The 21,907-nt window shown below is 62.0% G+C and carries 14 protein-coding genes and 5 pseudogenes; 14 read left to right on the top strand and 5 right to left on the bottom strand.

What is annotated here, in order from left to right; genetic code table 11:
• Nucleotide 1 precedes the first annotated feature (1 nt).
• The 7 genes from ccoO (at nucleotide 2) to ccoS (ending at nucleotide 6,244) form a co-directional block, all read left to right on the top strand.
• Nucleotides 2-736 carry a cytochrome-c oxidase, cbb3-type subunit II gene (gene ccoO, locus IVB01_RS04635; protein WP_247333124.1) on the top strand — a complete coding sequence of 245 codons (735 nt, stop codon included), beginning with the start codon at nucleotides 2-4 and terminating at the stop codon, nucleotides 734-736.
• Between the two features lie 13 nt (nucleotides 737-749).
• On the top strand, nucleotides 750-914 hold the full coding sequence (locus IVB01_RS04630) for a cbb3-type cytochrome c oxidase subunit 3 (RefSeq protein WP_247278982.1): 165 nt from the start codon (nucleotides 750-752) through the stop codon (nucleotides 912-914).
• 6 nt (nucleotides 915-920) lie between these two features.
• Nucleotides 921-1,796 carry a cytochrome-c oxidase, cbb3-type subunit III gene (gene ccoP / locus IVB01_RS04625; protein WP_247333122.1) on the top strand — a complete coding sequence of 292 codons (876 nt, stop codon included), beginning with the start codon at nucleotides 921-923 and terminating at the stop codon, nucleotides 1,794-1,796.
• Between the two features lie 109 nt (nucleotides 1,797-1,905).
• Entirely contained in the window at nucleotides 1,906-3,372 is a 1,467-nt protein-coding gene (gene ccoG, locus IVB01_RS04620; protein ID WP_247333119.1) for a cytochrome c oxidase accessory protein CcoG, read from the top strand.
• 15 nt (nucleotides 3,373-3,387) lie between these two features.
• Nucleotides 3,388-3,873, top strand: a complete 486-nt coding sequence (locus IVB01_RS04615; RefSeq protein WP_247278979.1) for a FixH family protein — start codon at nucleotides 3,388-3,390, stop codon at nucleotides 3,871-3,873.
• A gap of 11 nt (nucleotides 3,874-3,884) precedes the next feature.
• Nucleotides 3,885-6,077: a cation-translocating P-type ATPase gene (locus tag IVB01_RS04610; protein ID WP_247333118.1), complete on the top strand. Its 2,193-nt coding sequence runs from the start codon at nucleotides 3,885-3,887 to the stop codon at nucleotides 6,075-6,077.
• Nucleotides 6,077-6,244, top strand: coding sequence for a cbb3-type cytochrome oxidase assembly protein CcoS (gene ccoS, locus IVB01_RS04605; RefSeq protein ID WP_247279006.1), 168 nt, complete (start codon nucleotides 6,077-6,079; stop codon nucleotides 6,242-6,244). The genes IVB01_RS04610 and ccoS overlap by 1 nt, the downstream gene beginning before the upstream one ends.
• A 69-nt stretch (nucleotides 6,245-6,313) precedes the next feature.
• On the opposite strand, the pseudogene fixK reads toward ccoS, so the two are convergent.
• Nucleotides 6,314-6,487: pseudogene (gene fixK / locus IVB01_RS04600) on the bottom strand (nitrogen fixation protein FixK); the annotation flags it as partial.
• Nucleotides 6,488-6,769: 282 nt separating this feature from the next.
• On the opposite strand from fixK, the gene IVB01_RS04595 reads away from it, so the two are divergent.
• Nucleotides 6,770-7,306 (top strand): Fic family protein, encoded by a 537-nt coding sequence (locus tag IVB01_RS04595; protein ID WP_247333117.1) that lies wholly within the window; start codon nucleotides 6,770-6,772, stop codon nucleotides 7,304-7,306.
• 190 nt (nucleotides 7,307-7,496) lie between these two features.
• A complete protein-coding gene (locus IVB01_RS04590) occupies nucleotides 7,497-7,712 on the top strand; it encodes a hypothetical protein (RefSeq protein WP_247333116.1) in 216 nt (71 codons plus the stop codon).
• A gap of 122 nt (nucleotides 7,713-7,834) precedes the next feature.
• On the opposite strand, the gene IVB01_RS04585 is transcribed toward IVB01_RS04590, so the two are convergent.
• Together IVB01_RS04585 and IVB01_RS04580 are read right to left on the bottom strand one after the other, a co-directional pair.
• A complete protein-coding gene (locus IVB01_RS04585; RefSeq protein WP_247494264.1) occupies nucleotides 7,835-8,365 on the bottom strand; it encodes a hypothetical protein in 531 nt (176 codons plus the stop codon).
• A 6-nt stretch (nucleotides 8,366-8,371) separates the two neighbouring features.
• Entirely contained in the window at nucleotides 8,372-8,542 is a 171-nt protein-coding gene (locus tag IVB01_RS04580) for a hypothetical protein (RefSeq protein ID WP_247333114.1), read from the bottom strand.
• Between the two features lie 429 nt (nucleotides 8,543-8,971).
• Between IVB01_RS04580 and IVB01_RS04575 the strand changes: the two are divergent.
• From IVB01_RS04575 to IVB01_RS35635, 3 genes and pseudogenes are all read left to right on the top strand, one after another.
• Nucleotides 8,972-9,464, top strand: a pseudogene (locus IVB01_RS04575) (DUF4118 domain-containing protein); the annotation flags it as partial.
• 87 nt (nucleotides 9,465-9,551) lie between these two features.
• Nucleotides 9,552-9,767, top strand: a complete 216-nt coding sequence (locus IVB01_RS04570; protein WP_247333287.1) for a hypothetical protein — start codon at nucleotides 9,552-9,554, stop codon at nucleotides 9,765-9,767.
• A 127-nt stretch (nucleotides 9,768-9,894) separates the two neighbouring features.
• Nucleotides 9,895-10,482, top strand: a complete 588-nt coding sequence (locus tag IVB01_RS35635; RefSeq protein ID WP_346658344.1) for a nucleotidyl transferase AbiEii/AbiGii toxin family protein — start codon at nucleotides 9,895-9,897, stop codon at nucleotides 10,480-10,482.
• Nucleotides 10,483-10,889: 407 nt separating this feature from the next.
• On the opposite strand, the pseudogene IVB01_RS04555 reads toward IVB01_RS35635, so the two are convergent.
• A pseudogene (locus IVB01_RS04555) lies at nucleotides 10,890-11,147 on the bottom strand (recombinase family protein); the annotation flags it as partial.
• Between the two features lie 12 nt (nucleotides 11,148-11,159).
• Nucleotides 11,160-11,975 (bottom strand): annotated as a pseudogene (gene istA, locus IVB01_RS04550) (IS21 family transposase); the annotation flags it as partial.
• A gap of 115 nt (nucleotides 11,976-12,090) precedes the next feature.
• On the opposite strand from istA, the pseudogene IVB01_RS04545 reads away from it, so the two are divergent.
• Together IVB01_RS04545 and IVB01_RS04540 are read left to right on the top strand one after the other, a co-directional pair.
• A pseudogene (locus IVB01_RS04545) lies at nucleotides 12,091-12,254 on the top strand (DDE-type integrase/transposase/recombinase); the annotation flags it as partial.
• Nucleotides 12,255-13,426: 1,172 nt separating this feature from the next.
• Nucleotides 13,427-21,895, top strand: a complete 8,469-nt coding sequence (locus tag IVB01_RS04540; RefSeq protein ID WP_247494263.1) for a shikimate kinase — start codon at nucleotides 13,427-13,429, stop codon at nucleotides 21,893-21,895.
• The last annotated feature ends 12 nt before the right edge of the window (nucleotides 21,896-21,907 follow it).

Below are 21,907 nucleotides of genomic sequence, written 5' to 3'. Positions count from 1 at the left end.
CATGTCGTTCTGGACACGCCATCAAGTCTTCGAAAAGAACTCGATCATCCTGATCGTCGGCATCCTGCTGGTGATCGCGATCGGCGGTCTCGTCGAGATCACGCCGCTGTTCTACCTCAAGAGCACGATCGAGGCGGTCGACGGTGTCAGGCCCTATACGCCACTGGAGCTCGCAGGCCGCAACGTCTACGTCCGCGAAGGCTGTTATCTCTGCCACTCGCAGATGATCCGCCCCCTGCGCGACGAGGTCGAGCGCTACGGCCACTTCTCGCTCGCCGCCGAGAGCATGTTCGACCACCCGTTCCAGTGGGGCTCCAAGCGCACCGGTCCCGATCTTGCCCGCGTCGGCGCCAAATATTCCGACGACTGGCACGTCACCCATCTCACCAACCCGCGCGCGATCGTGCCGCAGTCGGTGATGCCGGGCTATCCGTTCCTCAGTCAGACGGAGGTCGATCCCGACATGATCGCCGACCACATGCGTACGCTGAGAACCGTCGGGGTGCCCTACACCGACGATCAGATCGCGAGCGCCGGCGCCGATATGAAGGCCCAGGCCGATCCGGACAATTCCGGCAGCGATGCCTTCAGCAAGCGCTACGCCAAGGCCGTCGTGCGCAATTTCGACGGCAAGACCGGCACGCCGACCGAGATGGACGCGCTGATCGCATATTTGCAGATGCTCGGCACGCTGGTCGACTTCAAGATCTACAACGAGAAAGCCAATTTTCGCTGAGAAGGCATCAACGATGAAAGCCATCCTGACACTCGACAATCTTGCGTCCGGTCTCGTGACCACGATCTGGACGCCGGTCTTCATCGCGATCTTTCTCGCGATCATCGCCTACGCATTTTGGCCTCGCAACAAGCCCGCTTTCGACGAAGCGGCACACCTGCCGTTGCGGGAGGAGTGAGAGATCATGACCGATCATCATAGCGACATCGATTCCGTCACCGGCAGGTCCACGACCGGGCACGAGTGGGACGGCATCAAGGAGCTCAACACGCCGCTGCCGCGCTGGTGGGTAGTCACCTTCTACCTCACCATCGTCTGGGCGATCGGCTACTGGCTCGTCTATCCGGCCTGGCCGCTGATCTCCAGCAACACCACGGGCATGTTCGGATTCTCGTCCCGCGCCGACGTCGCAGTCGAGCTCGCCAATCTCGAGAAGATCCGCGGCGACAAGATGGTGGCGCTCGGCGCGGCCTCACTCGCCGACATCGAAAAGGATCCGGCCTTGCTGGCGCTTGCCCGCGCCAAGGGGAAAACCGTGTTCGGCGACAATTGCGCACCGTGTCACGGCAGCGGCGGCGCCGGCGCGAAAGGCTATCCGAACCTGAACGACGACGACTGGCTGTGGGGCGGCACGCTCGACCAGATCATGCAGACCATCCAGTTCGGCGCGCGTTCCGGTCACGCCAAGGCGCATGAGGGCCAAATGCTCGCCTTCGGCAAGGACGGCGTGCTGAAGGGCGACGAGATCGTCACCGTCGCCAATTACGTGCGGTCGGTATCGGGCTTGTCGACCCGCAAGGGCTACGACGCGGCGAAGGGCGAAAAGATCTTCGCGGAGAATTGCGTCGCCTGCCATGGCGACGGCGGAAAGGGCAACCCCGAGATGGGCGCGCCGAATCTCACCGACAAGATCTGGCTCTATGGCTCGGACGAGGCGAGCCTGATCGAAACCATCAGCCTGGGCCGCGGCGGCGTCATGCCGGCCTGGGAGGGGCGGCTCGATCCGGCCACCATCAAGGCCATGGCGGTCTATGTCCACTCGCTGGGCGGTGGAAAATAGCCCATTGACGGAAGACGGGGGCGAACAAAACGCCCCCGTTTGCGCTGGATCAATGGACGGCGCCGCGTCGGGTCTAGGTTTAATCGCACCTGTCAAAAAGTACCAGGCGATGAACAAGATCGTGAACCCGAACGAACTCACATCGGACGACGATTACGGGCCGCTCTACGCTGCCCGGAAGAAGGTCTATCCCCAGAGCGTCTCCGGCACGTTCCGCCGGATCAAATGGGGCCTAATGGCGTTCTGTCTCGGCTTCTACTACTTGCTGCCCTTCGTGCGCTGGAACCGCGGTCTCGGCGCCCCCAGCCAGGCGGTGCTGATCGATCTGCCCAACAGCCGCTTCTACTTCTTCTTCATCGAGCTGTGGCCGCAGGAGGTCTACTACTTCACGGGCCTGTTGATCGTCGCCGCGGTGGCGTTGTTCCTGATGAACTCGGTCGGCGGCCGCATCTGGTGCGGCTATCTCTGTCCGCAGACGGTCTGGACCGACCTGTTCTACGCTGTCGAGCGCCTGATCCAAGGCGATCGGCGCGAGCGGATGAAGAAGGACAAATCGTCCGATCCGATGAGGCTCGAGCGCATCTTGGAGATCGTGCTCAAGCATTCGATCTGGCTCCTGATTGCCTGGTGGACCGGCGGCGCCTGGGTGCTCTACTTCAACGACGCGCCGACGCTGGTGAAGGAGCTCGTCACCTTTCAGGCGCCGATGATCGCCTACGCCTGGATCGGCATCCTCACCGCGACGACCAATGTGCTCGCCGGATTCATGCGCGAGCAGGTCTGCGTCTATATGTGCCCCTGGCCGCGGATCCAGGCGGCGCTCACCGACGAATGGGCGCTCAACGTCACCTACCGCTACGATTGCGGCGAGAAGCGTACCTCGGTCAAGAAGGCCGCCGAGCTGCGTGCGCTCGGCGAGCAGGTCGGAGATTGCATCGACTGCTACCAGTGCGTCGCGGTTTGCCCCACCGGCATCGACATCCGCAACGGACCGCAGATGGAATGCATCCAGTGCGGGCTCTGCATCGACGCCTGCGACAACGTGATGGCCAAGATCGGCCGGCCGAAGCGGCTGATCGGCTACGACAACGACATCAACATCCATCGCCGCCAGGAAGGCAAGGCGCCGGTCTACCGCATCGTCCGGCCCCGCACGGTCGCCTACAGCGCGATCATCGCGGGCGTCGGCGGCATCATGATCTACACCCTCGCGACCCGCAGCCTGCTCGATGTCAACGTGCTGCACGACCGCAATCCGGTCGCGGTCAGGCTCAGCGACGGCTCGATCCGCAACGCCTACACGGTCCGGCTGCTGAACAAGAGCGGCTATGACCGCGTCATCGCCATCGACGCCAACGGCCCAGTCAACGCGACCATTCACGTCATCGGCGTCGACTCCGTGACGCCGGACCGGCCGATGATCGTGATCCCCCGCGACTCCACCAGCGAGCTGCGCATGCTCGTGACCGCGCCGGCGCAGAGCAATCCGGAGAAGTCGATTCTCGTCCGCTTCCACGTCACCGATATCGGGCTCGGCGAGGCCGCATCCGCCACCGACAATTTCGTCGCGCCGTAAGTCCAGGAGACACCCATGGCATCCAAGCCGCTCACCGGGACCAAGGTGTTCCTGATGCTGGTCGCCTTCTTCGGCGTCGTGATCGGCGTCAACGTCACCATGATGAAGCTCGCGATCGCGACGCTGCCCGGCACCGACGTCGACAGCCCCTATGCCGCAGGCCTCACTTATGACCGCGAGATCTCGGCGGCGCAGGATCAAGCCGCGCGCAAATGGCAGGTTAACGCTCATATCGAGCGGCGCGCCGATGGCAATGCCGTGCTCCAGGTCGAAGCGCGCGACGCTGCCGGGCAGCCGGTGAGCGGGTTGAGGTTCGGCGGACGCCTGGAGCGGCCGACCGACAAGCGCGCTGATCTCGCCGTCGAGCTCACCGAGGCGGGCATCGGCCTCTATCGCGGCGATGCCGCGTCCCTCGCGCCGGGCCAGTGGGACCTGGTGATCGCGGGTGAGGCGCGGGGGACGCGCGTCTTCCTGTCACGCAACCGCGTGATTCTGAACTGAAGGATTTCGCCATGCGGATCACGCGGGACTTTTCGCACTACGTCCGGACCGCGGGCGAAGGCGTCCAGCACATCGATCTCGCCGTCGACGGCGTTCACTGCGCCGGATGCATGGCCAGGATCGAGCGCGGACTGTCGGCGATTCCCGACGTCACGCTGGCGCGGGTGAACCTCACCGACCGGCGCGTCGCGCTGGAATGGAAGCAGGGCACGCTCGACCCAAGCCGTCTCATCGATCGGCTGGAAGAGCTCGGCTACAAGGCCTACCCTTACGAGACCGAGAGCGCGGAGGCGACTGAAGTTGCCGAATCGCGCTTCCTGCTGCGCTGTCTCGGCGTCGCCGCGTTCGCCACCATGAACGTGATGATGCTGTCGATCCCGGTGTGGTCCGGCAATGTCTCGGACATGTTGCCGGAGCAGCGCGACTTCTTCCACTGGCTGTCGGCGCTGATCGCGCTGCCGGCGGCAGCCTATGCCGGCCAGCCGTTCTTCCGTTCGGCCTGGCGCGCGCTGTCGCACAAGACCACCAACATGGACGTGCCGATCTCGATCGGCGTGTGCCTCGCGCTGGGCATGTCCGTGGTCGAGACCATCCACCACGCCGAGCACGCCTATTTCGACGCGGCGATCATGCTGCTCACGTTTCTTTTGGTCGGCCGCTTCCTCGACCAGAACATGCGGCGGCGGACCCGCGCGGTCGCGGGCAATCTCGCCGCGCTGAAGGCGGAGACCGCGGCGAAGTTCGTCGGCCCCGATGAAATTTCGCAGGTACCGGCGGCGGCGATTCATCCCGGCGATATCGTGCTGTTGCGGCCCGGCGAGCGCTGCGCGGTCGACGGCACCGTGATCGAGGGGCGCTCCGAGATTGACCAGAGCCTGATCACCGGCGAGACGCTCTATGTCACCGCCGAGCAGGGCACGCCGGTCTATGCGGGATCGATGAACATCTCGGGCACGTTGCGGGTGCGGGTCTCGGCGGCCTCAGAGGCGACGCTGCTCGCGGAGATCACGCGGCTGCTCGACAACGCGCTCCAGGCCCGCTCGCGCTACATGCGGCTCGCCGACCGCGCCTCGCGGCTCTACGCGCCGGTGGTGCATGCAACTGCGCTCTTCACCATCCTCGGCTGGATCATCGCAGGCGCGGGCTGGCATGATGCGATCGTGACAGGCGTTGCCGTCTTGATCATCACCTGTCCCTGCGCGCTCGGCCTTGCGATTCCCACGGTGCAGACTGTCGCTTCCGGCGCCATGTTCAAATCCGGCGTGCTGCTCAATTCCGGCGACGCCATCGAGCGGCTGGCCGAAGCCGATCATGTCATCTTCGACAAGACCGGCACGCTCACCCTGCCCGATCTAGAGGTGACGAATGCGGCCGACATCCCCGCAGACATGTTCGACCTCGCCGGTCGACTTGCACTGTCGAGCCATCATCCGGTGGCCGCCGCGGTCGCGCAGGCCGCCGTCGCCAAATCGCCGATCGTGGGTGCAATCGAGGAGGCCGGGCAGGGCGTGCGGGCAACGGTCGACGGCGTCGAGATTCGTCTCGGCCGTCCGTCGTTCTGCGGCGCCGATGCCTTGGTCGGCGACGGTGCCGGTCTAGATCCCGAAGCCTCCAGCGTGGCTTTCTGCAAGGGGGCCGAAAAATTCATCCTTTCGGTGCGTCAGGGCCTCCGCCCGGATGCGCAAGCCGTGATCGCGGCGCTGAAGGCGCGCAACATCGGCGTCGAAATTCTCTCCGGCGATCGCGAGCCGGCGGTGAGGGCGGCGGCCTATTCTCTCGGCGTTCCCGAGTGGCGCGCCGGCGTCACGCCCGCTGACAAGATCGCGCGGATCGAGGAATTGAAGCGGCGCGGCGCCAAGGTGCTGATGGTCGGCGACGGCATGAACGATGCGCCGTCGCTAGCGGCCGCTCATGTCTCGATGTCGCCGATCTCGGCCGCGCATCTCAGCCAGGCGACCGCCGATCTCATCTTCCTCGGCCGGCCGCTGGCGCCGGTCGTCGCGGCCATCGATTCCGCGCGCAAGGCGCTGCGCCTGATGCTGCAAAACCTCTGGCTCGCGATCGCTTATAATGTCCTGGCGGTGCCGATCGCGATCAGCGGCGTCGTGACGCCCCTGATCGCAGCAGCCGCGATGAGCGGCTCGTCGATCCTGGTCATGCTGAATTCGCTGCGGGGGCGTAGCGCGTCGCGGGAGATTGCGTGATGGAAATCCTGGTGATCCTAGTCCCGCTGGCGCTGGCACTCGGAGGTGCAGGCCTCGTCGCCTTCCTCTGGTCGCTTCGGAGCGGTCAGTATGACGACTTCGACGGCGCAGCGTGGCGGGCAATTGCCGACGACGAGCCGCCGCAAGAGGCCCCGGCTAAGCCGTAAAGCGGTAGCCTTCCGCACGAGGTGCGGCGGACTTCCAGTGAATGGGAGAGCATCCCTGTCGTCGTTGATAGACAGGGCTCGCGAGACCGTCTCCAAGATGAGGCCGATATAGTCGCCGATGTCACGGCGGCACTCGGACGGCCATCAGGCCGGCGGCCGCGGTGCGGGATGTCCGTCTCGAGCAGGAAGGTCACGACCCTCCATGGCGTTCCTGCGGCCGAGCAGCAGCATGTGGTCCTCCGCGGTGGCCGCCGATCGGCAAGGAACCCGGTTATGCCTACGCTTACCGAGTCCTCCTGAACACATCGAGGCCCATCGGGCCGGATCCTGACGGGCGCGCCGGCGTTCCGAGCCAGGCGCCATGGCCAGGGCGTTGCGGCGGGCCCGCGCAATTGACCCTTCTCCTCAAGGATTCAAAATCGAGCTGCGTCATCGAAGGCGAGAAGCCGCCGCAGGATCTTATCCAGCGGTGGGATAGGGTCATCGGCGAAGCAGGATGGACGCCGCTCGATGAGACGGTGTTTCTTGCGGCTGCACCGCATTGTCATCGGTGATGAGCGTTTCGTGAAGCTCGGCTTTCGGAAGGAAGGCGGTTTCGTCGGTGAGCATGACCACGAGACGCAGAGACCCATTCCGGACCATATCAGCGCGCATCACGAAGATATCGCTTCCCTCGTCCACGGATTGATCGCGTTCGACCAGGCCTCGTCAATTGAGCTTGACCCCGTCGTGGCTGCCGCCGTGCTGGCCTTCGAGTTCGTCTACATCCATCCATTCGAGGACGGCAATGGCCGCACCGGGTACGACGGATTCAATCCGCCGGCATCCACTTTCCGGTTTTTCAGCCGCCATCCTAAGACAAAATCGCCGCACGCGGAGTTTCTGTACGAATGCGTGCAGAGGACCATCGAACAGGATCTTCCGAAGGAAATCCGGTTCTTGCGGAGCTTCGATACATTCCGGGCGGGCGTCGAAAACATGATCGACATGCCGGAGCGCACCCTCAACAATCTCTTCGGATTCTTGCAACAGAATGAAGGGCGACTCAAAGCGCGCCCGTGACAACGAATTCTCCCAATTAACGCCAGACGAACGAAGATTGAGGAGCTTTATCAAACGGCCTTCTCGAACGACTCCGGAACAGCGAGCTGAGCCTCTGTCATCCCCATTGGATCATAGCCTGGATGTCGAATCAGAATCCTCTTCAGCGGCCGCCACAAAATGATCCAAAGGCTCGCCGCGTGCGTGAGTTTTGATCCTAGACGAGACCGACGAGCTGGTCGATGCCCTCATCGTATTTTCCGACTACTCGTCGATCGTGCTCCAGAGCGAAAGCGATGAGTTCGAGAAGCTCTACGCATTGCCGCCCCCTCACGTTCGATCCGATGAGGTGCAGGCTCAGACAGCCGAAGAAATCGACCGCATCAGGCGCATGGCGGCGGATGGTCCGCGCGTCCCGAACAGATGAAGACTCAGATCGCCGAAACGGAAGCAAGCATTGTGGCCTTTGCTGAACAAGCGAAGTCTGGGGAGACATTCGCGGAGCGCGATGAAGGACGGATTGGTCTCTCACAGGCCAAAGAGCGTTGATCAATGAGCGTGCCGCTCTGAACCGCGAGCTTCCAAGCCGACAGGTCGGGTATCGCCGATCGATCTGTGGAGCAGGGCTGCTCCCATGAGACCAGCCAAGCTGGCGACCGGCATTGAACAGGCCGATGCCGGATGCGCGGTTGCGGTCATTGAGGTTGCTGAAGCGATCAGGGTGATCGACAGGAAAACGAAATGACCGATCGTCGACATGAGCGGCTTCGGGGTCGACAGATTGAACATCAGCCCGAACCGACCTTCGGGACCAGTCTTGTCCAGCTCGTCCATCAGCTCGTAGAGATCGATCCACTCGATGAACGAATGCTGAGAGAACTTCGCCAGCATCGCATCTAGGTTTGAGTTACAGGCCGACATCGAGGCAGACGTCGAGGTGTTGACGAAGGGTGCGTCGTAGATCTCGGCGCCGTTCATCTCATTGATGGCGACTGGAACGCCGTAGCTCGATAGCTTTGTGAACAGGTTGAAGTTGGGACGAACTCCGCCCCCAGTAGTTCGTCGGGTCCACGCCGGCATGCTCGTCTAGTGATAGCCGAGCACATCGATCTTGACGCCATTCGCCTTCATGAAGTCGATGTAGCTGAACATCGTCGATGTGGTGCCGACGATGCGCCGAAGGTTTCTGCCGGTGTCGCGGCGTACCTGCTCGATCGCGTCCGACATTCCCCGCAAGAGATTGGCGAAGTCGGCCATCGACGGATATGCAGCGAACTCGGCAGAGGTCCATCCCTTGCCGAACAATGGAGAGCCGTTGCCATCACGGAAGGTCAGATTGATCTCGTTACCAAGTTCTCAGTCGCCGACTGAAGATGCGAACTGGCGAACGAATGCCAGGGTCCGATTGTGGCCCTGGGAGTAGATCGCAGCAGCGTCGCCGGCAGGATACTTGCCAGCATCGGTCTTGTCGCCCCACGTTAGCGGAAGCGCCAGAACAGGTTCAAGAATGACGCCATAGTTGGCGGCAAGGCCTACGATCGAGGTGAAGCGCGTCGCTACCCATGGATCAGTGTCAGCCGCCAGAGGAATAGTCAGGCGGTATCGCTTGAGTTTATGTGCGGCGAGCGTCTTGAAGACGTCCTCTCATTGATCTGGCGGTACGCTGGTCGTGGCCGTCGGCCTTGCGCCAGCGTCGCCGCCTCGCTGTGCTACAATTTCTTCTTCCTGCCGTCGGTCTACACCTTCATGATCACCGAACCGACCAACGTCGCCGCCTTCTTCTTCTTCATGCTGATTGCGATCCTGGTCTCGAATGTCGCGGCGCGGGTCCGCACCCAGGCGGTTACGGCGATCGGCAGGCTCCGCACCACCGAATCCCTGTACGCCTTCAGCCGCAAGCTCGCGGGCACCGCGACACTGGACGACGTGCTGTGGGCGACCGCCTGTCAGACCGCGCTGATGCTGAAAGTACGCGTCGTGCTGCTGCTGCCGGAAGACGGCGTGCTCACCGTAAATCCGGCTATCCGCCCGAGGATGAACTCGACAGGGCCGACCTGCAGCGGCGAACTGGACCTGGTCCAACGATCGCCCGGCCGGACGCGGCTCGGATACGCTGCCGGGCGCCAAGCGGCTGTTTTTGCCGATGCGAACCGGCCGCGGGCTGATCGGCGTCATCGGCACCCTCGTCGACTGCGTCGAGCGGCCCGACCTGGCGGCGGGCACCGAAGAACTCTCTAACGCGCTACCGACCGTGCGCGCCCTCGACGTGACCAAGCTCGTCGAGTTGACGACAGCTCGCGAGAACCAGTCGCTCGCTGGTATCCTCGGTTGCTGGCTGGAGAGCCGTCGCGAAGACCTCTTCGTCGACGACGAGATGCTGAAGGATTTTGAAACGGTTGGCACCGTCGTCGCCGCGCGCGGTGCTAGGCACGACGTCCCAGGCCGGCGAGGCGCATCCGGAATGGAACGTGGTGCTGCCTAGCGAATTCCACATCCTTCGTTCGAAGGTGGCTCTCCGGAGATGGCGCCATGATCTCGGTAGAACCCCTGGAGAAGCTTTCCAATGAACTGTCGTTCGAAGCCGCGACAATCGAACGCGTGGTCCGCTCATAGACGTGCTCGACCGACTCACCAAGGACAGGGAGATCGGCCATCTGTTCGCTTTGAAAGGAGGTACGGCGCTCAACCTGTTCTATCTCGGTCTCGATCGTCTGTCGGTGGATATCGACTTGAACTACGTCGGTGCCGAAGATCGGAAAAACGATGCTCGCCGACAAGGCGCTCATCATGAAGCGTCTGCCACTCCTTATGGGGAACTACAGCTACGAACTTTTCCGAACCCCGCGCGACGAACACGGCGGCGAAAAGTGGCGCTTCAGGTACGTTTCGGCCCATCGGCGGCCCGGCACGATCGAGGTCGACGTCAACTACATGTACCGCACGCCGTTCTTCGGGACGTCGCTAATGAATTCCGTTCCTCTGGGCGGCTACACCGCGAAGAAAATCCCCGTTGTGGATCTGCGCGAGATCGCCGCCGGAAAAAGCGTCGCGATGGCCGCGCGCTGCGCATCGCGCGATCTCTAGGACGCATCGCGCCTGCTGCACGTCCGCGGGCTGGATTGGAAACAGGTCAAGCTCGCTACGCTCGCGATCGGGGCGGACCTGAACTGGCGGACGGCCTCGCTGAACGGATATAGCTACGACACCAACGAACTCCGCGGAAAATTGCTGACCGTCGTGAAGAGCGACATGTTCGACAAGGACGGCCGCCCGGAAGCCTGGTGCGAGCTCGTGCTGGCCGAATGGCAAGAACGACTGGCGCCCTTGTTCGAACATGATCGCGGCGAGATGTCGTTCCTTGATGCTCTCTACGAAGAGGGACGGATCGACGTCAGCAGTCTCCAAGGCGATGCCGCCGTCAAGCACGCGATAGGGAACTTCCCCCGCGCTGCAATGGAAGGCTCTGAACATCAGGAATCACAACGCCAGTCTTCCGCACTTGTGGGCAGGGTCCGACGTTACGCCAGAGGGAGAGTAGAATTTCTCCTTATTTGTCACACCAGGACGAAACGGGAGGGCGGGAGAACGGCGGCGGATGCCCGTTTCAGCCGTCAGCGGGTTCGTGCACCGTTAAACCGAGACGCCTCGCATGATCGAGCAGATGCTCGACCGACGAGGCCGCCCATTGCCAGCCGCCGCGCGGCGTCCGCTCCCGCATTGTCTCGAGCTGTGCCGCGATCGCCCGCAGACTGAGGTCCGGATCGGCAATGGCAATGCGGGCGACGAGTGTCATCAATCGATCCTCCGGCTGTCGTCGCGGCGCGCGCTGGACAAGTTCAGGCTTCGCGAGGCCTTCCCGCACAGCGATGCATCGGTCGAGCAGCCAGGCGTTGAGTTCCTCCAGGTTTTTGAAGCGGAGCCTCGGCGTGAAGAAGCGCTCGCGCACAGCCCGACCTGGTTCTCGACCTGGCCCTTCTCCCAGCCCGACGCCGGCGTGCAGGCCACCGGCTCGACAAGATAGTGGCGGCGCATCTGCTGGAAGCGGCGGTTGTATTGCCTCTCCTTCCCGATGAAGATCGTCTCCACAGCCGTCTTCATGTTGTCATAGATGCCGCGCGTGCAGGTGCCCCGGAAGAAGGCAAACGCCCGATCCTGCGCGTCGAACACCATCTCCTGGCTTTCGCGCAGATAGCCCTGACGAAGAACATCCGGCTATGGCACAGCCGCGTATGCGCCAACTTCACCGTCGCGTCACCCCGTTCAGAACAACGATCTCGTGGCTCCAGTCGAACTGGTAGGCTTCGCCCGGCGCGAAGATTAGCGGAACATACGCATCGGCGGCGGCGCTGCCCCGTTCTTCCTCAAAGGCCCGCGTATGCCCCCAGACCGAGCTGTAGCTGCCGTCATAGCCCAGATCGCGAAGCTGCTCAAAAATCCGGATCAGCGTCAGCTGTTCCCGCGACGGCTTCGTCGCATTGGTCGCCAAAAGCCGCTCAAGCTCATCGCGCCATGCACCCACCCGAGGCAACGGCTGGTGCTTGCGCACGTAGCGGAACTCCGTTTGCCCCGAACGCAGGACCTTGCGGACCACCTCCCGAGAGACCTTCAATTCCCGGCAGATCTGCTTGATCGATTTGCGCTGAACCAGCGAAAGCCGGCGTATCTTTGCAATCGGCTTCACAACCAACATCAAAACAAATGCCTCCGATGAAACCGGAAGCAGTGTCGCGCCCCTGCGTTAAGGGGGGGTCCCGTTTGGATGAAAACGACCCCTCAAGCAGGGTCCCTATCCATGAACAATCACACTGCGGTCCTATTGAGCGGCGAAACGGCAGGTCATGCCGGATGCCGAGCACCGCGCACAGGGGCTTCAACAACAGGGCCGAGAATTCCCATGTGCCGCTGCGAAAGCGGGAGCGGACGATGCAGGGCTTCCGTTCGCCGGGGAAGCCTGCAGCGCTTCGTCTCGATATTCTCAACCTTCCGTAATCTCTTCGTCCCAGCCAGCTCAAGACGCTCCTCAGATAGACAGCGCCCGATCGCAGGCCCAGGCGGCCTGACCTGCGGCCTTCGCCGGCCGGTGTAGGCCGCAGCCCGATTCATCAACGCTTGAGCCAGGTCTCGGATTTTCTTTATCGGTCCGGGAGAACGCCTTCGTCAGCCAATCGTCAGCCAGGCGGTCTATCTAGGCCTGCCGCGCCTCATCAGCCCGAACCCAATGCAAACGCAGGAGTGCGAATCATCATGTATGGTCGAATTGGTGCCTCGTTCGATGTCCACTAGAGTGGCGAAGCTGACGAAGCGAATCAGTCGGGTGCCCGGATGCATTTAGCCGGAGTGGTACTACCGGCAATTCATCTTCGCGTACGTGGACGAAGAACGGTCCCGGTGAATGGCAGCGAAAACTGAGGATAGCGAGTGCGGCGCGATGCGATCGCGTGCCAGTCTCGGCCGATCTTGGGCTGCTGGCGTGTACTTTGGCCAGGATGTAGGCCACGCCGTCTTGGGTCCGGGCTGACCATGACGGTTGACGAAAACATGCCGCAGGTTCCTCAGACCTCATGCCATGCGCCATCTGGGCGATTGCACTTATGGGCCAAAGCCTTGATACGCCATGGCTGAGCGACATCAGCCCGCAACATCATAAGCAGCGATTCTCGCCTTTATCAGAGATGGAATATGACGGGCATTGGCCGATCTGGCAGATCGCGCATTGGGGATGCTGGAGCCGGATCGAGCAGTTCACGCTCGCACTCAAGTCTAGCCCCTGGGGAAGGCAGTCAATCGTTCGATTCCGTCGTGGAGCGGATGCGCTCTGGGCCTCAAGATAGAGGCACGCCCTCCGCTAGCATGGCGCGCGGTGCCGACGATGCTCTTGGCGACAGGTCTTCCGGTCTCTCGGTTGGCCCAGATCGAATCCTAGGCGCTGCGCCACGTGCAGCCGCTGCGCCACGTGCAGTCACTGCGCGGCGGCGCGGCTTTCCCTCAGTGTCGGAGGGTGGAGACACGACGCCGGTCGCCAGCCAGCCGCCAACTTTGGGTGTGGCAGTCTCCATTTCCTCATCAGAGGAAGAAATCAACGCAACCAAGCGACACAGGGATTGCCTGGTTGAGGAACTTGACGCTTGCCGTAATGCGGCCATGCACGCCCAGAACCCGGAGGAGGCGCAAGAGCTGACCGATCGGTTCGTCAAAGCAGGCTCAGCAGTTCTGGACTACTACGCGAGCCTGCGCCCGGCCGTGGCGCGGAGCATTCTGTCCGACGCTGAGGCCCGTGGATACCGCTATGCCGTGCTCGATGCGGCCCACCAATGCAACGCACTGGCCTCATCGACTATCGCCGCCTTGGAAGAGCGCAGAAAGAATTCGGCAGACCTGTTCCAGCGGATTTTCGAATCTAACGCTACCCCCGACCAGCTGAGCCGAGTGGCTTCCAGTGTGGCGAAGGAGCATGTGGCTTGCATGGAGTGGTGGGGAAAGAAGCTGTTGCGCTCGGAACGGATGGTGTCCGTCTGCGAGGCCACCGCCAACTTGCCAAGCACGACGCCCGAGATGCGGAAGCCCGAAGAGGCCGCACTACGCCTGAATACCGGGTTGGTACTTCATGCGAGGTACAAGTGTCTGCAATCGCGGATTGCGCTCGCGCGACTTATGATTGAGTCTCAGGCGAGCACGTTTGAACCAGCCGTGAGGGACGCCCTCATGGGTGACAACGGGGGGGTGCGTCTGCTCGGGACTTTTGTCGAGGATGTTTTTCCGGCATTCCTCTCGACGGAGGAAGCCGTTCTGCACAAGGACGGAGCGGCACTCGACGCAGAGCACTGCACCGTTCTGGAAGGAGTCATGGAACGGCTTTCGGAATTTGCGTTGTCGTTGCACGACGACATCCTTGCCAAGCTAAGCGATAACCGAACAGGTGCCAGCCTCCCATTGGAACTGTTGGGCCAGATCGTGGACGACTCACGGATCACTGCGCACGAGGTCATGCACTTCCTGGCACTGCAGCTGAAAACGTCAGCCATCATTGCACCGCCGGCCGACGCTGGCGCTACGATACCGGCCGACACTGCCGGCAAGGCAGCGGTGGCCAAAGGCACCGCTGCGCGCAGGGAGGGGAAAGGCAACCGCAAGCCGGCTGCTGACGCCGCGAGTTCGGCCGGGCGGCCCGAGCCGCAAGTCGCCGCGGGCGACAGCGACACGGCGCCAGCGGACAAGGTTCTCGTGCGCTCGGATCTAGGTACGAAGAAGCTTGTGAGCGCCAAGGAGGCGCATGCAAGTGCGTCGTCGGCGGCGGCACACTCGGCGGTCTGGCAGGCCCCGGCGTCGACGGAGGCGTTGGCGCCACTGATCAAGCGGTTGGACGAACTTTTGCAGTTCGATCTGGCTGGTCAGCAAAGGACCGTCTCGCAAGCGCGCCAGATGAAGCCCGAGGACGCCGATCACGTAGTGGGCATCGTGGTCGAGCGCCTGCAGACGCAGGCCGCCGAGATGCAGGCCTGTCTGGACGCGCTGGAAGAGCCTCGTCGACGCGCCCTGCTCACGCTTGCGCATGTGCACGAAGTGCACGAGAAAACAGTCCGGCTCAAGATGATGTTGTCCGAGGCGCAGGGACTGGCGAAGGCGGCGAACTCGGAATCAAGTCTTGCCCCTGGGCAAGGCAGCCAATCGTTCGATTCCGTCCTGGAGCGGATGCACTCTGGGCCTCAAGATAGAAGGACGTCCTTCGCTCGCATTGCGCGCGGTGCCGATGATGCCCTTGGCGACAGATCTTCCGGACCCTCCGTTGGCGCACATCGGATCCTGGGCGCTGCGCCACGTGAAGCCACTGCGCGACGGTGCGGTTTTCCCCCAGTGCCGGAGGGTGGAGCGCCAGGTCGAGAAGAAACCTCTTTAGGTTCTGATGACAAACCCTGGCTCGGCAATCAAGGATCCAGAAGCTCGCAACCAGACACCGTGCCACCCCATAGGCAAACGGAGTCCGACCCGGGTGCAGGACCGGGAAGGCGGCGTTTCGTCCATGTAGCCGAACAGAGCTTCAAGCGTGGATACTCGGAAAACCTACTTAATAACGCTTTACATGACATTTCTTTCGCTGGCGACATCACTAAATTCTCATGCGCTGTGGTGGAGTATGACAGGAAGCTGCAGGGTCGAGCGGACCACGCAACATTCCTGCAAAAGGCCGCTTCCGAGTTCAAACGCGAATTTGTCCCAAGATGGGAACAAGATATCCGCGCCCGGAATACATGGGGGTACGCCACCTCATGCAACACGATGAGCCGGGAGGCTGGAGGTCAGGCAGGCGTGGAAGCTTGCAGGGCCATGGCAGCTCAGGTGTCGAGCCTCGGCAATGCGCTAAACGACGTCGAAAGCAAAACGCTTTCCCTATTCGTATTGTCGTTCAGTCGATATCCCCGGGTGGCGGAATGTCGCAATGGAATGATCCGAATCGCCGGGTTTTTTCGTGAGCAACGCGGAGCGCTTTCGGAGCTCAACGCTCAAAGTCTCGCCCTGCTGGTCAACGGCTTCAGCAAGTGGCCGGAACAGGAGAACTCTCGTGAGGCCACAATAGCAGTTGCAGCTGAGATTCGCCGCCGCGCTCCCGGGCTCTCTGATTTTGGTCCGCAGAGCCTGGCTATCGTGGTGAACGGTTTGAGCAAGTGGCCGGAAGAGGCGGAGTGTCGCGGTGCTATAAGGGCAATCGCCAGCGAGGTCCGTCACCGCGCGGGCCGCCGCGATGTCTGGCTCTCTGACTTTGGTCCGCAGAACCTGGCTACCGTGGTGAACGGTTTGAGCAAGTGGCCGGAAGAGGCGGAGTGTCGCGGTGCGATGAGGGCAATCGCCGTCGAGGTCCGTCGCCGCGCGGGTCGCCGCGATGTCTGCCTCGCTGATTTTGATCCACAGGCGTTGGCGAACCTGGTGAACGGCTTCAGCAAGTGGCCGCAGGACTGCCGAGACGCTATAGTTCAAATCGCCGTCGAGGTGCGTTACCGCGCGGGCCGCCGCGATGTCGGGCTCTCTGATTTTGATCCACAGGCGTTGGGGAACTTGGTAAACGGCTTCAGCAAGTGGCCGCAGAACTGCCGAGACGCTATAGTTCAAATCGCCGACGAGGTCCATCACCGCGGCGACCGGCTCTCCAATTTTACTCCCCAGCACTTGTCGAACCTCGTGAACGGCTTCAGCAGGTGGCCCGAGGGGGCGAAGTGCAACGACGCTATACTTGCAATCGCCGACGAGGTTCGTCGCCGCGCTGGCCGAGCGGACCGGCTCTCCAGTTTTACTCCCCAGCACTTGTCGAGCTTGGTGAACGGCTTCAGCAGGTGGCCGGAAAGGACAGACTGCCGCAGCGCTATAGTTGAAATAGCCGACGAGGTCCGTCGCCGCGCCGACCGGCTGTCTGGGTTTGATCCGCAGGGTCTGGCGAACCTGGTGAACGGTTTCAGCAAGTGGCCTGACGAGACGGGCTGTGACGAGGCCACGCTGGCGATCGCCGGTGAGGTCTGTCGCCGCGCCGACCGGCTTTCTGGGTTTGATCCGCAGGGTCTGGCGAACCTGGTGAACGGTTTCAGCAAGTGGCCTGACGAGACGGGCTGTGGCGACGCCATGCTGGCGATCGCCGATGAGGTCCGTCGCCGCGCCGACCGGCTTTCTGGGTTTGATCCGCAGGGTCTGGCGAACCTGGTGAACGGTTTCAGCAAGTGGCCACAAGAGGAGAACTCACGTCACGCCATCGCTGTGATCGCCGGTGAGGTGCTTCGCCGCGCCGACCGGCTCTCCGATTTTACCTCTCAGCACCTAGCGAATCTGGTGAACGGCTTTAGCAAGTGCCCACAAGAGGAGAACTCACGTCAGGCCACCCTTGTAATCGCCCATGAGGTCCTTCGCGCCGACCGGCTGTCTGATTTCACTCCGCAGGGTCTAGCGAACCTGGTGAACGGTTTCAGCAAGTGGCTGCAAGAGCAGGACGCTCGCCAAGCCACAGTCGCGATTGCCAACGAGGTCTCTCGCCGTGACAACCGGCTCTCTGATTTTACTCCGCGGGAACTGGCGATCCTGGTGAACGGCTTTAGCAAGTGGCCGGAAGAGGCGGTGTGCCATGGGGCGATAATCGACATAGTGGGCAAACTCGGCTCGGGAGACCTCCGATTCGGAGCGTTCACCACAACTCAGCTCAGCATGATAGCCAATGCTCTGGGGCGAGGTGTCACGAGGGGAGAGGGCACTGGAGAGATTATAGAGACCGCTCTGCTGAAGAATCGGCTGCACGATCTGGCCCACTACCTTCACTATGCCAGTGATCGCCTGGAGCAGACCCAGGTTCTGAACATCGCCATGATTTTCAAAGCGCTGGCTAAGGCTCAATTGTTTGACGATCTCGGTTTGCTCGCACGCACCGGGTTAGACCGGCTGACGGAACTGCATCGTGGCCCTGATTTTGCCGCTGAGAACGACCTCGAAATCATGGGTACTCTCTGCATCGCTCTGCTGCCGCTGGCGCGCAGCCCGCACCTGCGCTGGCACCGGAGGCGGGCTTTAAACTTGCTGAACGACATTCAACCGATCGTCGAGCACAAGATCGAGGGGCATCTCAAAGCAAGCGATGCCGAGCGAGCCCGAGGGCCGTACTCGAGCCGTGGCCCCGCCTTGTCGATCTATCAAACGCTCAAGGCCCGTGCGGTTTTGGCGGCATTGTTCCGCCGGCCCTATGTCGAAGGCAAGAAGTCCGATTTGCGGGTGAGGCAGGAAGAGCTGCAGCGCAAGACTAAGGAGATTTTGGACAAAACGGGCGGCCTCGTCGAACGCGATCTTTCCAACATGAGCTGGAACCTGATGGCGGAGATCGCGGCGGAGAGTCCGGTGGATGCGCTGGACACGTTCTTGGCGCAGAATGCGGCGACGGTCCAGGCCCAACATCCAGCGTCCGTGTTCGACGTCCATCAAGTGTTGCGAACCATGGCCCACGAGCCCAGACCTCCGCAGGGTGACGCGGGACTGATGCAGTTGTCAGTGGTGGACATGCAGGGCCGGCCAGTGGCCACGGAGCCCGAGACACGCTATTCGATTTTTCATCGCCTGACCTCGGGGGTTTTGCCCGTCGTCGCGGTCCAGCTGCCAGGAAAGCCGAGCGCGTTCATGCTGGCGCGTACGGTCACCGTCGAGGGTGTGCCATACCGCATGGACCTGTTCGGCGGAAGCAAGTTAAAGCCGCCCAAAAAGCCCGTGTCGCAGATCGCCGCCCGCCTTCCAGGTGGGGCGAGGGCAGAGTCTTCCGGGGGAAAGCTGCTGGCGATTCCGTATGCCGAAACGGCGCCGGGCACAGCGTTCGAGCAGCTGTCGCGTGCCTGGGCCCCTTTCAAGGAGGCATACTATTACACTCAGCGCAGGGGTTTTGCCGCGCCGCCGGCAATCAAGGACCTAGGTCCTCGGGACTACGCGCTGGAGGGCGCCTTCAAACTGTCGCTGCTGCCGGACCGTCCTGCCGGCGAGGAGCATCCCTTTAAGCTGGCTGGGCCAGAAGGCCCGATCGCCTTGCGGCCGCATGATGGTTGCGGTTTCATCAAGGCCTCGTTGGCCAACCGTATGCCAGCTGTAAATCGCGCCCGCCGACAGGAAGGTCCTGATCGGGTGCCTGCCTTTGGTGAGGGAAGAAGAATGTCCGTTCCCGCATCGGCGCTGCAACACTATCCCCGAAGCGAGCCGGTGACCGATGAGGCGCGGGAGAAGGCCAAAACCTGGCTCGAGAGCAGACAAGGGCGAGAGTTGACGTCTGAAGAGTTGTTTCGCACCGTGACGGCCGGACACATCGACGGTCCCGGCGCGGTTGCCGTACCGTCCAGCGATGACTGTCTCCATGTGCCGACGCTCAAGAGCGAGACGTTGATGGGGGCGAGCGGCGTGCTGATCGGGCGCTCGCCCTACGACAAGCCCAATCTGCGCCCGTTTGCCGCCGAGCGAGTCAAGTCGGCCGTTAAAGGGGACCCGACCGCTGTGTTCCTCGAAAACTGCACAGCCATCCAATACAGCTTCAATGTCGCTCAGAAGTCGGGGAAGGAACTGGCGGGCGACGATCCGACTTTTTTTGCCAAAGGCATTCTGATGGTTGTGCCGGATAAGATGTGGCCGGCCGGCTACGCCGACCGTGGGCTGGTCATGTCTGCCGAGGACGTCAAATGCCATTCGAGCTGGACCTCGAGCAAGGACCGCGCCAAGCTGGACACGCCGCTCGAGTGCGTCGGCATCCTGCAGGCTACCGAGGTGTTCGCTCCGGGCTCGTTGGTTGCCGTCCCGATCGGTGAACAGAAAAAACTTGACGGGGACTTCGACGGGGACACCGTCGTCATCATCGGCGACCGGCCGCAGCTTTATGAGCATGTGCGCCAGTTCGATCGCAAGGAGCAAGCTCTCGGACTTCCGTCGCTGAAGCCGCCAAAGTCGCATACCCCGGCGCTTGACGGCGACAATTACCAGTTCGGTCGCGCCCGCCAGATCCTCGCCGCCACGCAGGATGTCCTGGAAACCTATAGCTGCCTGCAGCGAAACTTTCTGGCTCAATCCCATGAAGCACAACGCTGGTTTGCCGAGCGTGCTGTCTTTGGCACCTATGAGGGCGTTCACCACGAGCTCAGGCGAGAGATCCGTCAGCTGTTGGGCCAGGAAGAGGTGAGTAGCCAGGATATCCAGAACACGTTTGCGAGAGCGAGGAGCGAGATTGAGGTCGCCAAACATCTGGTTGCTCGCGAAATGGCCGAGTTGCTCGTCGACGACCTAGCGGCATGGGCAGTGAAGCCGAATGAGCAACCCCTGCCCGAAACAATCGAAAGCTCGAACGCCGCAAACCCGAGCCTCAGCGCAAGGCTCTGCAATCTTTTCCCGGATCTGGCGGAGACCTATCCGGCAACGCCTCAGCCACGAGACCGCATCCAGCTTTTACTCGACCACTATCCTCCCCGCATCGATCCCCGCCCGGATGGTTACAATGCGGACGATCTCGTAAAAAGCGCAAACAACTTGCTGAGCCTCGGCATCAAGGTCGGCACTGATGCCTATAAATCCGATACTGGCGCCAACCTCTTTTTCCAGAAAAGCAGTCACCTTCAGCGGCTCCTCTACGAGACGCCGGGCTTGAAGTCCGTGCCCTACGTCAAGGGCGTGGCGGCGACCCTCGCCCACGGAAGGTTTGATGTCGATGCGACCTTGGAGGATCTGAGGGACAACCCCACTCTGGCGGCTTCAATCATGGAGACCTCGATCAAACTCGCTGCGGAGCAGGGCATTTTGCGCAAACCCTCCGGCTTCCGGCCCGCCGCCGACGATGCTGAGATGATCACGCTGACCCGCGAGGAGGCCTCAGAACGCGCCCGAAATGAGGCTGACCGAGCTATAGCCGAAGAGAGGAAAATCACCGCAGCGGCACGCGAGATTGCCGGAATCCTTGCGGAAGCCGGCATCGAAGTGAAGATGCCCCATCTGGAGCGCCGCTTGAAATCGCATGCCTCCATGACAGATCAGCTCACCGGCATGAGCATCCCGCCCGGCAGCGCCCCACAGCTCTTCAGCAACGCCGTACGCCACGTCTTAGAAATTCCTGACAAGGATTTTACACGTGCCTTCAAGAAAGCCATGCTGGCCTTTGAGGAGCGGGACTACACCGAACGCCAGACAACCAACTGGTTCAGAATGCGCAGTCCGACTTTCGTCGGCATCAAGACAGTCCTCACCACGGCGGAAGCTTATCGCTTCGAAGTGGAGTTCCACACGCCAGGCAGCTATCAAGCCAAGCTTGCCAATCACGACACCTATAAAATTCTCGGCAGGCTGCGGCGGCAATCAAGCGAGGATGCTTTGGAGCAAGCTAAGGCCGAGAAACTGGTGCAGCGGACGAGAGAGGTCTGCACACACATTGCGATCCCCGACGGCGCCCTGGGCATACACCACTGGGGAGCCGAAGGAGATGCGGCATTTGGATTGCGAGCTTTCGAACAGTCAAGAATGCCCGAGATCGCCAGGTCAACGGAGGCAAGCGAGATTATCGCGGCCCTCGGCGTGCGGCCGATCGTGCTTGTCGGCATGCCGAGCGCCGGAAAATCCACCATTGGCCCGGCCATCGCCGAGCGACTGCGGCTGCCCTTCATCGATACCGACCAAAAGATCCAAAAAGAGGCCGGTAAAATGATACCGCAGATTTTCGATACCCATGGCGAGGAGTGGTTCAGGGAGCTCGAAGCGAGGGTAATCGCGCGTGTGCTCAAGGAAGGGCCCGCGGTGATCGCGACTGGTGGCGGCTCGATCATGCATGAGCCGACCCGGCGTCTCGTCGGGGAGAAAGCCGTCTCGATCTGGCTCAACACCGACTTCGACGTGATCCAACATCGCCTTAGGAAAGGTATCAACCGGCCGCTGCTGCAAGGCCCCGACCGGGATCAGACAATCAGCCGACTGATGCGCGAGCGCACGCCGCTTTATGCACAAGCCGATATCACGTTCGTGCCGCCCCGCAAACAAGACAAAAAGAATGCGGATCCCTGCGTGAAGGCGCTGCACGCCTATCTTCGCGGCGAGGCGGCCGCCACTCAGCCAGCCTCCAATACCAACGAGCTTGTTGGCTGACTCACTTGAGAT

The organism is Bradyrhizobium sp. 164, assembly GCF_023073715.1.
Taxonomy (GTDB): Bacteria; Pseudomonadota; Alphaproteobacteria; order Rhizobiales; family Xanthobacteraceae; genus Bradyrhizobium.
Note: the sequence above shows the minus strand (reverse complement) of the source record. Positions and strands in the feature narration are given on the sequence as shown.